The organism is Caldicellulosiruptor obsidiansis OB47, assembly GCF_000145215.1.
GTDB classification, from domain to species: domain Bacteria; phylum Bacillota; class Thermoanaerobacteria; order Caldicellulosiruptorales; family Caldicellulosiruptoraceae; genus Caldicellulosiruptor; species Caldicellulosiruptor obsidiansis.
Genome location: NC_014392.1, coordinates 938773 through 952120, shown reverse-complemented (window position 1 = coordinate 952120; position 13348 = coordinate 938773). Strand labels below are relative to the sequence as shown.

At 35.5% G+C, this 13348-nt stretch carries 11 protein-coding genes; all 11 read right to left on the bottom strand.

The annotated features are described in order from the left end of the window. Positions 1 to 24 precede the first annotated feature (24 nt). Entirely contained in the window at positions 25 to 1215 is a 1191-nt protein-coding gene (tyrS, locus tag COB47_RS04075) for a tyrosine--tRNA ligase (RefSeq protein ID WP_013290134.1), read from the bottom strand. Positions 1216 to 1246: 31 nt separating this feature from the next. Beyond that, positions 1247 to 2803: a murein biosynthesis integral membrane protein MurJ gene (gene murJ, locus COB47_RS04070; RefSeq protein ID WP_013290133.1), complete on the bottom strand. Its 1557-nt coding sequence runs from the start codon at positions 2801 to 2803 to the stop codon at positions 1247 to 1249. A 34-nt stretch (positions 2804 to 2837) separates the two neighbouring features. Further along, the gene (locus tag COB47_RS04065; RefSeq protein WP_013290132.1) at positions 2838 to 4124 is read right to left on the bottom strand and encodes an amidohydrolase; all 1287 of its coding nucleotides are present in this window, start codon (positions 4122 to 4124) and stop codon (positions 2838 to 2840) included. A gap of 4 nt (positions 4125 to 4128) precedes the next feature. Beyond that, a complete protein-coding gene (locus tag COB47_RS04060; protein ID WP_013290131.1) occupies positions 4129 to 5379 on the bottom strand; it encodes an adenosylhomocysteinase in 1251 nt (416 codons plus the stop codon). 33 nt (positions 5380 to 5412) lie between these two features. After that, on the bottom strand, positions 5413 to 6756 hold the full coding sequence (gene dnaB, locus COB47_RS04055) for a replicative DNA helicase (RefSeq protein WP_013290130.1): 1344 nt from the start codon (positions 6754 to 6756) through the stop codon (positions 5413 to 5415). 25 nt (positions 6757 to 6781) lie between these two features. Next, complete coding sequence (gene rplI / locus COB47_RS04050; protein WP_013290129.1) at positions 6782 to 7228, bottom strand: 50S ribosomal protein L9; 447 nt, start codon at positions 7226 to 7228, stop codon at positions 6782 to 6784. Positions 7229 to 7248: 20 nt separating this feature from the next. Next, entirely contained in the window at positions 7249 to 9252 is a 2004-nt protein-coding gene (locus tag COB47_RS04045; RefSeq protein ID WP_013290128.1) for a DHH family phosphoesterase, read from the bottom strand. After that, entirely contained in the window at positions 9249 to 10157 is a 909-nt protein-coding gene (locus tag COB47_RS04040) for a DUF2232 domain-containing protein (RefSeq protein ID WP_013290127.1), read from the bottom strand. The genes COB47_RS04045 and COB47_RS04040 overlap by 4 nt, the downstream gene beginning before the upstream one ends. 35 nt (positions 10158 to 10192) lie before the next feature. Next, the gene (gene pheA / locus COB47_RS04035; protein WP_013290126.1) at positions 10193 to 11008 is read right to left on the bottom strand and encodes a prephenate dehydratase; all 816 of its coding nucleotides are present in this window, start codon (positions 11006 to 11008) and stop codon (positions 10193 to 10195) included. Between the two features lie 172 nt (positions 11009 to 11180). Beyond that, positions 11181 to 12119 (bottom strand): thiamine pyrophosphate-dependent enzyme, encoded by a 939-nt coding sequence (locus tag COB47_RS04030; RefSeq protein ID WP_013290125.1) that lies wholly within the window; start codon positions 12117 to 12119, stop codon positions 11181 to 11183. 17 nt (positions 12120 to 12136) lie between these two features. After that, positions 12137 to 13318 (bottom strand): 2-ketoisovalerate ferredoxin oxidoreductase subunit alpha, encoded by a 1182-nt coding sequence (gene porA, locus COB47_RS04025; protein WP_013290124.1) that lies wholly within the window; start codon positions 13316 to 13318, stop codon positions 12137 to 12139. Positions 13319 to 13348: the final 30 nt, after the last annotated feature.

Sequence of the window (13348 nt, the reverse complement as noted above, 5' to 3'; positions counted from 1 at the left end):
AAAACTTTTGTGAAGGTTTTACCTTCACAAAAGCTTTATCTTTACAAATTTCAATTTGCCAACTTGCAAAACATCCCCATTTTGAAATTCAATGTCAAGATCATTTATCTTTTCGCCATTTAATTTTACAGCACCACTTTTGATAAGTCTCATTCCCTCACTCGTAGATGAGCAGAGCTTATTTTCTACCATAAACCTTGGCAAGTAAACCTTTGAGCTTTGAAGCTCAACCTCTGGAATGTTATCTGGTATGTCTTTTTTCTGGAACACTTTTATAAATTCCTCTTCAGCCTTTTTTGCTGCCTCTTCGCCATGATAGAGCTTTACAATCTCTCTTGCAAGTCTCATCTTTGCATCTCTTGGATGAAGCGTTCCTTCTTCAAGCTTTCTCCTAATTTCCTCAATCTCTTCTGGTTCGACATCAGTTGTAAGCTCATAGTATGAAATCATAACCTCGTCAGGAATAGACATCACTTTGCCATACATTACATTTGGCGGTTCGTTTATACCAATGTAATTGCCAAGGCTTTTGCTCATCTTGTTGACCCCGTCTGTTCCAACCAAGATGGGCATCAACAGCGCAACTTGAATTGTTTTGCATCCATACTCCTTTTGCAGCGTCCTTCCCATAAGTATATTGAACTTTTGCTCGGTTGCGCCAAGCTCAACATCAGCTTCAATCACAACAGAGTCATAACCTTGCATAAGTGGATAGAAGAATTCATGGATAGAAAGTGGAAGGTTCTTTTCCATCCTCTGCCTAAATGTCTCTCTTTCAAGCATCCTTGCAACTGTGTATTTTGATGCAAGGTTTATTACATCCAAAAAGTTCATGGGTTCAAGCCATTCACTGTTATATCTTATTGTGGTCTTTTGCGGGTCAAGAATCTTTAAAACCTGCTGTTTGAAAGGTTCTGCATTTTTTTGGACCTCTTCTTTTGTAAGCTGTTTTCTTGTCTCAGACTTTCCAGTTGGATCACCAATCATTGCAGTAAAATCACCAATTATCAAGATTATATTGTGTCCAAGGTCTTGAAGCTGTTTAAGTTTCCTTAAAACAACAGCATGGCCAAGATGAACGTCTGGCACGTTTGGGTCAAGCCCAAGTTTTATGTTTAAAGGTCTATCCTGCTTTAGCTTTTCAATAAGTTCTTCTTCTGTAATAATCTCAGCAGCACCTTTTTTAAAAACCTTCAATTGATGTTCGATATCCATCTTAATACCTTCTTCTCCTTTCTTTAGTTTTTTAAATCCCAAATTTTTCTCTTACCATCTTCACAATAAAACCTACTTCTTCAACTTTTAAAAGATATATAATCCCTGCATATATTCCCATTCCAAGCAAAATATTTGCTGTAGTAAAAAAAGCAAAATGCTTTAACGGCATTGTTAAATAAATAAATCTTTGTTTAAATACATATACAAAGACACCCATTATCAAGCTTGCAACAAACGCCTTTACAAATACACCTGCAATCCTTTTCCAGCCAATTGAACCAAGTTTTTTCCTAAGAGAAATAAACAGCAAAACTGCCGCAATGTAGTTTGCCGTCGCAAAAGCCATAGCAGCACCGGTATGCTTGAACTTATGAATAAATATTACATCAAGTATTATATTACAAATAATAGCAATAACACCGTTTTTTACGGCTGTTTTTGAATCTTTCAAAACATACAAAGTTCTGTTTAATATATCTCTAAGACCAAGCCCTACAAAACCCAAACAGTAAAACATAAGTGGTGATGCTGTAAGCAGGGTAGATTCAGTGGTAAAATTTCCTCTCTGGTAGATTAATCTTGTTATTTCTTTTGCCATAATCATACCACCAATTGCAAATGGCATCATCATTAGTATAATTGAATTTACTGCAGACACAAAAAATTTTCTAAAATTTTCTTTATCTCCTTTTGCCTGAAGATTAGATAAAGTAGAAAAAGCCAAAACAGAAATTGATGATGAAAAAACTCCAACCACCATATCGTTCAGCTTCCCTGCATATGCAACAGCCGCAACAGCACCGGTTGACGTTCCTGTCAAAAGATATCTATCTATAAAGGTATAAAGCTGTGCCATGCTGCTGCTTATAAAAACCGGGAAAGAAAATTTTATCATCTTTTTTATGTTTTCATCTTTAAAACCAAGCACAGGATAAAATTTAAAGCCATATTTTTTTGAATTATTAAGCTGGTAAACCAAACTCCAAAAATACCCAACAACAAATCCTCCTGCCACTATATATATATCAAATTTCTTGAACGGTTCAAAGTACGACAAAAATATCGCAACAAAAATTGAGAAATTAAAAGGAATGCTTGAGAGTACCGGTTTTGTAAAGTTCCCGTTTGCCTGTAAAAAACCCTGAAGTATGTTTGTTGAACTTGTAAATATTATCATAAAGATTGTAATTTTTAAAATTTTTGAGGCATACATAATCTGAAGTTCCTTGCTCTGATGAACCTGAAGCAAAATAAGTTGTTTAGAAAATATAAAACCTAAAATTGCAACAATTGACGATGCAAGAAGCAGTGTATTTATTACACTATTTGTAAATTTTATTCCCTCATCCTCACCTTTTTTTTCGCGTATATCTGTGTAAAATGGTATAAATGAGGTTGAAAAAGCAGCAAAAACAGAAGCAAAAAGGATATTTGGAAGCTGCAGTGCAAGCGGGAAAGCATCTGCCTTTACACTTGTACCAAATCTTGCACCGAACGCCACTTCCCTTATGAATCCTATAAGTTTTGTAAAGACTGTTACAATAAAAAGTTGTAATGCTATTTTTGTTGCCTTTTTATACTGCAATTTTTGTCCTTCCTTTCATGGCTTAAAAAGATTTCTAAACACTCTTTTTCAAAAACTTCTCTATGCTTTTTATCTCTCTTACAAGCGCCTCTTCATCAATTGTAAAAAGTTTGCCATCCATATAAAGAATCTGACCATCAACTATTGTAGCATACACATTTGAAGGATTGCTACTGTAAACAATGTTAGAAACAGGATTATAACACGGAAGCATATTAAAATCTTTTGTTTTTAAAAGTGCGATATCAGCACAAAAACCTTCTTGCAAAATTCCTGTGTTGTAAATTCCTGCTGCCATTGCTGCATTTGTTGTAGCCATTTTGAGAATCTGCTGGGCATTCAAAATATCAGGTAATCTGTATATTCCTTTTTCAAGCAAAGAGGCAATGTGCATCTCTTCAAGCATATTCAAGTTGTTGTTGCTTGCTGCTGAATCTGTACCAATAGCAACGTTTACGCCAGACTTTATCATGTTGTGCACAGGTGCAAAACCATTGCCCAGTTTGAGATTGCTTGTCGGATTGTAAACACAAGATACATTTTTCTCAGACAATATTTCTATATCTTCATCATCTACATATACACAGTGTGCTGCTATACAAATTGTATCAAAAAGCCCTGCCTGACTACAAATTTTTACAGGTGAGATATTATACTTTTCGTAACACTCATTGACCTCATTTTCTGATTCACTAAGATGTATCATTACCCCTGTTTTGAATTCTTGTGCAAGCTGTGCAACTTTTTCTAAAAGATTATATGAACAAGTGTATATTGAATGTGGTCCAAAAAATACTTTTATTCTGTCACTTGAATAATTATAAAACAGCTCTTTTGTCTCATCAAGTCTAACATCTTCTTTTTCATCTGTCTGAAGTCCTCGTGATAAAACTGCCTTTATACCTGTTTGTTGAACAGCTTTTGCTGTCATATCTTCATGAAAGTACATATCAAAAAACATTGTTGTGCCGCTTTTCAGCATCTCTGCAATGCCAAGAAGAGAAGAAAAATAAATCATCTCTTTTGTGAGCTTTTCTTCTGCCGGGAAAATCTTTTCAAATAACCACTCATACAAAGGCATATCATCTGCAAAAGACCGCAAAATTGTCTGACCACAGTGTGTATGTGCATTTATAAGTCCCGGCATGGCTATTAAATCTTTTCCTTCAATGACTTTAACAGTAGCTTGCTCATAAATAGATAGCTCTATATTTTCTGCTATCCTTGCAATCTTGCCACTTTTGATAAAAATATCACCCTTTAAAACCTCATTTTGTGCATTACAAGTAATAATTGTAGCATTTTTAATCAATATATCCATATACTTACACTTCCCAGCTTTCAAGGTATTTTTCCTGCTCAGGTGTGAGCTTGTCTATTTCAATGCCAAGAGATCTTAGCTTAACCTCGGCAACAAATCTGTCAATTTCCGCTGGAACATTATACACTCTATTTTCTAATTTTTCATGGTTTTGCACAACGTATATGCTTGACAGTGCTTGAATTGCAAACGACATATCCATAATCTCAATTGGGTGTCCATCTGCTGCTGCAAGGTTAACAAGTCTTCCCTCTGCTATTACAAAAACTTCTTTGCCATTTTCAAGAACATATCCCTGGATATTCTTTCTTGCTTCGTACTTTTTGACTGCCTTTTTCTCAAGCGTAGCAATATCAATCTCAACATTAAAATGCCCGCTATTGCACAAGATTGCTCCATCTTTCATTTGCAAAATATGTTCATACCTTATTACATCCTTGCACCCTGTTGCAGTAACAAAAAGATCTCCAATCTTTGCGGCATCTTGTATCTTCATTACCTCAAATCCATCCATATATGCTTCTAATGCTTTGATTGGGTCAATCTCTACAACAATTACTTTTGCACCAAGACCTTGAGCTCTTTTTGCAATTCCTTTGCCGCAAAAACCATATCCTGCAACAACCACATACTTGCCTGCAACTGTTATATTTGTAGTTCTCATTATCCCATCCCAAGTAGACTGACCAGTTCCAATTCGATTGTCGAAAAGATGCTTGCAAAAAGCATTGTTGACTGCAATCATAGGAAATTTGAGCTTGCCCTCTTTTTCAAGCGCTCTGAGCCTGATTACACCTGTTGTTGTCTCTTCACAGCCGCCAATTATTCTGCTTGCCAAATCTTGCCTTTTTGTGTGAAGAAGATATGTCAGGTCTCCTCCGTCATCGATTATAAGGTCTATATTATTTTCAAGAGTCTTTTCAAGATGAACAAAATATTCGGATGTCTCCACACCTCTTATCGCAAATACTTCAATGCCCTCATGAACAAGAGCACTGGCAACATCATCCTGAGTAGATAAAGGGTTAGAACCTGTAACAAACACATTGGCACCCAAATCTTTTAAAAGCAGGGCAAGATTTGCTGTCTTTGCCTCAAGATGAACAGAAATTGCTACGTTCAAACCTGTGAGCGGTTTTTTTGTATCATATTCTTTTTTTATCTGATTCAAAATAGGCATAAATCTTTTTGCCCAGTTAATTTTTTTGATTCCTTCCTCCCACAAAGAATAATCTCTGATAATTGACAATAACATCACACCCTTTTTTAATATCATAATTATTTTTACTTATCTATTCTTCTCCAAATCTTTGAACTTGGTATGTTTGTCCAAGAAAAGAAGTTCAATTGTGCCAGTAGGTCCATTTCTGTGCTTTGCAATTATTAGCTCTGCAATGTGTTTTTTGTCAGTGTCAGGATTGTAATACTCATCTCTGTACAAAAAAGCAACAATGTCTGCATCCTGTTCAATTGCGCCACTTTCTCGAAGGTCGGAAAGAATAGGTCTGTGGTCAGCTCTTGTTTCAGGTGCGCGGGATAGCTGCGAAAGCGCAAGTACAGGAACATTTAGCTCTCTTGCCAAGGCTTTTAATGACCTTGAAATCTCTGCAATTTCCTGTTGCTTGCTCTCAAACCTGCCACGAGCGGTCATAAGCTGCAAATAGTCAACCATCACAAGCCCAAGGCCTTTTTCTTTGAGCTTGAGTCTTCTACATTTTGCCCTCATTTCTGCAACAGTTATGGCAGGTGTATCGTCAATATAAATTGGAGCGTTTGACAAAAGTGCTAAAGCTTTTGCAAACTTTTTCCACTCTTCATCCTCTAAGTTTCCAGTTCTAAGCTTGTGGCTATCTATCATTGCTTCTGAGCAAATCATACGGGTTACAAGCTGTTCTTTTGACATCTCAAGACTAAATACCGCTACGGGCACACCAGCTCTCAAAGCTGCATGCTGAACAATATTGAGTGCAAAACTTGTCTTCCCCATTGCAGGTCTTGCTGCAATAAGTATCAGGTCTGATGGCTGAAGACCTGCTGTCATTCTGTCAAACTCAGCAAATCCTGTGGGTACACCTATAATATGCGATTTTCTGAGATACAGTTCCTCTATCTTGTTATATGTTTCAATTAATATCTCTTTTAAATGAGAAAAATCTTTTGAATTTTTGTGAGAAATCACATTGAAGATTGTCTTTTCAGCAAAATCAACAATATCTTCAACTCTTTCTGTCTGACTCTTACACTTTTCAATAATCTTCATTGAAGAGTTTATGAGTTTCCTAAGTAGTGACTTTTCTTCAACAATCTTTGCATAATATGTAGCATTTGCAGTTGTCGGAGTATTTATCACAAGGTTTGTCAGATACTCATTTCCTCCAACTGCATCAAATGTACCTCTTTCTCTCAGTCTCTCAGCTACAGTTATGACATCTACCGGTTTGCCCTCTTCAAAAAGGTCCATAATAGCAGCAAAAATCTCTTTTAGCTGGGGCGTTGCAAAATCCTCTTCTGTCAAAATCTCAGTAACATCAGAAATTACTTCGCGGCTTAAAAGCATCGCCCCTACAACCGCTTCTTCTGCTTCGCGGCTTTCAGGCATCTCACTTTGATTTTGAACAATGTCGGGCTCCATTTTTACCTCACTTCCTCATACTCACTTAACTTGCTGTCACATGAACTTTGAGCTTTGCCACAACTCCTTGATATAGTCTAATAATAACATCATAGCTGCCGATAAGCTTTATTGGATCATCGAGCTCTATCTTCTTTTTATCAATATTAATTCCAAGCTGTTTTTTTATCTCTTCAGCAATTTCTTTATTTGTTATAGAACCAAAAAGTTTGCCATTTTCACCTGCTTTTGCTTTTATAATAATCTGACTTTTTTCAAGCTTACTTGCTAAATCCTTTGCAACTTCAAGCTCTTTTTCTTTCTTTTTTTGTTCAGCTTCTTTCTTTTCTTTTATATGCTTTTCTATCCCTTCTGTTGCAGGTACTGCAAGTTTTCGTGGAATTAAATAGTTTCTTGCATATCCATCGTTCACTTCAACTATTGAATCTTTTTTGCCAAGCCCTTTTACATCTTGAAGAAGCACAACCTTCATAACTAAGATCAACTCCTTTTCTAAGAATTTTTGCTTTCATTTATATATTCTTCTATTGCTTTTACAAGAACCCCTTTTGCTTCATCAATACTTATTTTTTCAAGCCTTGCTCCTGCTGTTTCTAAATGACCTCCACCACCAATTTTTTCTAATATAAGTTGAACATTTATTTTGCCATTTGAACGACCACTTATCAAAACACTATCTTCTATTTTGCAGACAACAAATGATGCATCAATTCCTTTTATGTTCAAAAGTTCATCTGCTACCTTTGCTATTATAACATTATCTCGACAAGCTTGTGAATAATCAATAACAAGCGCGATATTATTATGCAGTATTTGCAAGTTTGAAATGAGCTGATTCTTTAAAACATAACTATCTAAATCCTCCTTAAGATACTCTTTGATTGCTTCTGGCAAAGCATCATTTTCTCTTAAGTATGTTGCAACCTCAAATGTTCTCACACCAACATTCTTTGTAAATCCTTTTGTATCAATCATTATACCCGCTAAAAGTATCTCTGCCTCAAGCTTTTTGAGTTTTATTCCTTCATAGCTCAAAAGTTCGGCAACAAGTTCAGATACAGACGACGCATATGTTTCTGAATAGCAAATAAGAGCCTGTTCAATCCAGTCGGTAGGTCTTCTATGATGGTCAATTACAATTATCTTTTCAAATTCCAAAATCATCTGTGGCATATCGACATAACTTGTTCTTTGAGTATCTACTACAAATAAAAGAGAAGTCTTTGTCTTCATCTTTAAAGCTTTCTGCTGATCAATTATTATATTCTGGTATTGAGGATCATCAAGTAGCATCTGAAGAAAGTTTCTGATCGTAGGATTGTAGGAATTAATTACAATGTATACTTCCTTACCTAAATTTAAACATAACTTGCTCAAACCTACAGCTGCACCCAGACAATCGAGGTCAAAATACTGATGACCAATGATAAATATTTTGTCAGAATGTTTCACAATTTCTTTTATTGTTTGTGCCATAACACGCGAACGTACTTTTGAGCGTTTTTCATGTTCTTTTGTTTTACCACCATAAAATTCAAACTTGCCATCATAGAATATTACAAACTGGTCACCTCCACGGCTCAGTGCCATGTCAAGAGCTGTTTTTGCATCCTTTTGTGCCTGGAATATAGAATCCTGCCTTATACCTATACCACAGCTTATGGTAGGAATTATCTTATTGTACAGATTCACTTCCTTTATCTGCTCTAAAATATTAAATCTTCTTTCCTGCATCTTGTAAAATGTTTCTTTATTACATATAAAAAGGTATTTGTCACGTTCATACTTCATTAAAAACACATCTGACCTTATTTGATTGTAAAACCAATCAGTGACACGCTTTTCTATCTCAGAAATAATAGAAGATTTAGATACCTCTGGAGCAGAATTTAGAACATCTTCATAGTTGTCAATAGTCAAATAACCAAAAACAATATTTTGCATTTCATATTTCTTTTGAAGAAGAACAAAATCAGTAACATCGACAAAGTAAAATAGATTTAAAAATTTCTTATCGTTTTTACCTTCTTCTACCTCAACAATAGTTACTAAAACATCAAAAAAATTATCTTCATACTCAAACTTCTCAAGTCTACTCTTTCCCTCTAAAACAGCTGAATAAAGCTCAGGCAGTTCATCTTTAAGATTTCTGCCTATCAATTTCTTGTTCTTGACTGTATTCAGAAATTTATGATTGTACCATATTATATCTCCATTGTACTCTGAAATAAGAATTGGAAATGGAAACTTCAAAAGTGTATCTTTCGATGCTGAATCTATGTTAAGAGTTAGAGTTTCTATATATTCTAAAAGTTGTTTATTCTTTTTTCTATTGAGTCTAAAATTGTAGAGGGCAAACAAAACAATTAAGGAAAGACAAATCAAGCCAATCTTGATGTTAAAATATAAAATTACTGAATCAAATATTAAATAAAGTATAAATCCTGCCTGCGAAACAGAAAAATCAAACCTAAAATGAGATTTTTTGTCTTTCACAATTCCACCCTCTTTGGTTTTCGTTTTTTAAAATCAAATACAAGGTCCAGAAAACCTATAAATACCAATAAAATTAAAAATTGCATACTAAGTACAAGCAAAACTGCAAAAAGCCAACCTCCAATAAATGGCGAAGAAATCTTCTCGGCTATTACTGCATATATCAAAGAAAGTGCTTGAATAAACAAAAGCCACGAAAGAATTATTGTCATGTTACTTACAACAATATAAAGAGTATTGATATTTGTCAAAAATAGAGAAAGTATAAAGAATACTACAACTCCAACTGTTACTTCTTTAGGCATAAACAGCTTTGAAAAGGGTAAAAATTCCTTTTGAATTCTAACTTTGTTCGCTACAAATTTGATAAAATAATATCCTACAAGTGCCAATGTAATTGCCTCAACAATTACAAACCCTGGCATCAAGAGTTTCAAAAATTCAACCAACTTTTCTGAAAGTTTATCATCACCAACAATTTTAAAATAATCCTCAAACATGCCTTTTAAAATAGAAAGAAGTTGAGCAATTATATCTATCTTATAAAGAATCTTTATTGCCTTTATAAAAAGTACCTGATACAGCAAAAATCCTGCAGTGAGTACTGAAAAATCCATAACAATAGTTCTTGAAACGCGCAAAAGCAAAAATACGCATATGGGCAAGATAAATGTAATCAACAGAAAAAGTAAATTAATTGGAGATTTCCCTATAATCATGATAATCAGAGCAGAAATGGCATATGATATAGCTATCCTTTTTACAAAATTCTCTTTTACTGCTACAACATAAAGAGGAAAACCTACCAAAGCCAAAATGGGATTAAACTGAAGTAAAAACAAAATAACCTGATAGACTCCAAAAGCAATCAAAATAAGTCCTTCATTTAAAAGTTTTTTGTTCATCTTTTCTTCACATCCATCCTAAATTTATTATCAATTCATTCATCTGGTAAAATGACAGAATAAGAACCTAGAAGCTTAAAAAATGTAGATTTTCGTTGAACCACCTTTAGCGCATCGCTCACATCCTCTTCATCCACAAACCCTTCTATATCAACAAAAAAAACATATTCACCAAGATTAGTCTTTGCCGGTCGTGACTCTATCTTTGTTAAATTCAAATCGTAAAGATTAAAAATAGCCAAAATTTTGTAAAGGCTTCCCGGTTTATCATAGGTTGAAAAGATTATTGATGTCTTGTTTTTATCTCCTTTTTTAAAGTTAGGGCTCTTGGTTATAACAAAAAATCTGGTATAATTGTTGTCTTGGTTTATTGGTCCAGCCAAAATTTTTAGGTTATTTTGCTCTGCTGCAAAAGGTGAACAGATTGCACCATCCACCTCACCTTCTGCACACAACCTTGCAGCATATGATGTACTGCTAACTTGTATTAGTTTTGCCTGCTTAAAATTCTTTCTCAAATAGTCATGGCACTGCGAAAACGCCTGCGGATGTGAGGCAATTGTTAAAATCTGTTTTTTCTCCTCTTTTGCGCAAAGATAATGTTCTACCTTCAAGATTATTTCTTTTTCTATATAAACCTGGGATTTTAAAAGATAATCAAGAGTTGTTGAGACACTTCCTTCAATGGAGTTTTCAACAGGAACAACTCCAAATTCAACCTCATTTTCTTCAACAGCTTCAAATACATCATCTATTGTATCACACGCAACAAGTTCCTGGTCTTTATCAAAATATCTTTTTGCAGCCTCATATGAATATGAACCGACCGGTCCTAAATATGCAACCTTCACCTTTTCACCTCATTAATGCTTTTTATATATTTTAACATTGATTATGAAAGTATAAAAGACAAACATATCAAAAAGGGGCTGTCCAAAGATAATTGGATAGCCCCTTTCTTAATTATTACTTTATATGGTCTTGCGTTATATGCGAAATTAAAATTATTACACATTATACTACTTATTTCTCACCACAAAGTTCCAAAAGCTTTTCCCATCTTCTGTCAACTTCTTGCTGAATTTGTTCAATCAAGTGTTCATTCCCTTTTTTGAACAGATGTCTGAACCTTCCTTGAGTCTTTAAAAACTCAACAACAGGAAGCTTTTCTTTTGGCTTGTAAGTGAGCCTGTACTGACCATTTACAACTTCATAAAGTGGCCAGAAACATGTATCAACTGCAAGCTTCGAAATTTCAATTAATTTTGAGGTCTCATATCTCCAACCTCTTGGACATGGAGCCAAAACATTCAAAAATGCTGGTCCATCTGTGTAAAGTGCCTTTTCAGCCTTTTCAATTAAATCTTTGAGGTTTGGAGTAATGAATGCTGTTTGCGCAACATATGGTATGCCATGTGCAACCATGACTTCTGTTAAATCTTTTCTCCACTGCATCTTACCTGGAAGTTTTTTGCCCTGTGGGGATGTTGTTGTATCAGCATAAAGTGGTGTTGCAGAAGACCTCTGGATACCTGTGTTCATATAAGCACCGTTGTCATAACAAACATATACCATGTTATGCCCTCTTTCCATTGCACCAGAAAGAGACTGAAGACCAATATCGTATGTGCCACCGTCGCCACCAAACGCGATAAACTTAAACTCTCCCTGTACTTTTCCCTTTTTCTTCAAAACTCTATATGCAGCTTCAGCACCAGAAACTGTTGCAGCAGCGTTTTCAAATGCACTGTGAATAAATGAATCTTTCCATGCTGTGTATGGATAGATACAGCTTGAAACCTCCAAACATCCTGTTGCAACACCTACAACAGCTCTATCTTCGGGTTTCAGTGCGCGCAGTATTGCTCTTACAGCAACAGGTGCACCGCACCCAGCACACATTCTGTGCCCACCTGTAAATCTCTCTGGTCTTGCAGCAAGTTCTTTTATATTGTATGCCATTTTAAAAGCACACCTCCTTATTCTCTCACACCAATGTAGTTGTAAACTTCTCCAACATTGCCTGTCTTGACAATGTCAAGAAGTCTGTCATAAACCTTTGCAATATCATCTGTTTTAACGTCTCTTCCACCAAGACCATATATATAGTTGATAGCCTTTATACCATCTGCTCTTCCATAAAGAGCACTTGTAATCTCAGTGAAAAGTGGACCACCCGCTGCGTTAAATCCATCAACCTTATCCATTATAGCAACAGCCTTCAAATGCTTAAGAGCTGCTACAATCTCATCAACAGGGAATGGTCTGAATAGTCTTGGTTTTAAAAGACCTACCTTGTATCCTTTGCTTCTATACTCATCAACAACAGCCTTTGCAGTTCCTGCTGTGGAGTTCATTACAACTATTGCAACCTCTGCATCGTCAAGCTTGTAGCTTTCGAAAAGACCATACTTTCTTCCTGTCAAGGAAGCAAACTCGTCTGCAATCTCAAGTACAACCTTTTTAGCATTTTTCATAGCTTCAGCTTGCTGTCTTTTGTGTTCAAAGTAGTAAGGCGGTAAGTCTAATGGACCCATTGAAATTGGGTTTTGCTCGTTCAAAAGATAAAACTCTGGATTGTATTCACCTACAAACTTCTTTACAAGCTCATCTTCTAAAAGCTCTATATTTTCAACAGCATGGCTTGTAATAAATCCGTCATAGCAAACCATCACAGGAAGTCTTACATCCTTGTGCTCAGCAATTCTTATTGCCTGAATCAAAGAGTCGTAAGCTTCCTGGTTGTTTTCGCAGTAAATCTGAATCCAGCCACTGTCTCTTGCACCCATTGAATCTGAATGGTCGTTGTGAATATTAATAGGACCAGAAAGAGCTCTGTTTATAACTGCCATAACAATTGGAAGTCTCATTGACGCTGCAATATAAAGCATCTCCCACATAAGTGCAAGACCTTGTGAGGATGTGGCTGTCATAGTCCTTGCACCTGCTGCTGATGCACCTATACATGCGCTCATTGCGCTGTGCTCAGACTCAACAGCAACAAATTCTGTATCTACTTCCCCGTTTGCAACAAACTGAGAAAAATACTGTGGAACTTCAGTTGAAGGTGTAATTGGAAAAGCTGCAACAACATCAGGGTTTATCTGTTTCATCGCAAAAGCTATCGCTTCATTACCAGAAAGTCTATCACGAATAGCCATTTTTAGTTTCCCCTCCTTATAAAAACTCAA

Excerpts from the sequence above, each read along its gene's own strand:
- COB47_RS04030 (WP_013290125.1), bottom strand. The coding sequence starts at position 12,119 with ATGGCATACAATATAAAAGAACTTGCTGCAAGACCAGAGAGATTTACA.
- COB47_RS04040 (WP_013290127.1), bottom strand. The coding sequence starts at position 10,157 with ATGAACAAAAAACTTTTAAATGAAGGACTTATTTTGATTGCTTTTGGA.
- COB47_RS04065 (WP_013290132.1), bottom strand. The coding sequence starts at position 4,124 with ATGGATATATTGATTAAAAATGCTACAATTATTACTTGTAATGCACAA.
- dnaB (WP_013290130.1), bottom strand. The coding sequence starts at position 6,756 with ATGGAGCCCGACATTGTTCAAAATCAAAGTGAGATGCCTGAAAGCCGC.
- rplI (WP_013290129.1), bottom strand. The coding sequence starts at position 7,228 with ATGAAGGTTGTGCTTCTTCAAGATGTAAAAGGGCTTGGCAAAAAAGAT.
- porA (WP_013290124.1), bottom strand. The coding sequence starts at position 13,318 with ATGGCTATTCGTGATAGACTTTCTGGTAATGAAGCGATAGCTTTTGCG.
- tyrS (WP_013290134.1), bottom strand. The coding sequence starts at position 1,215 with ATGGATATCGAACATCAATTGAAGGTTTTTAAAAAAGGTGCTGCTGAG.
- COB47_RS04060 (WP_013290131.1), bottom strand. The coding sequence starts at position 5,379 with ATGTTATTGTCAATTATCAGAGATTATTCTTTGTGGGAGGAAGGAATC.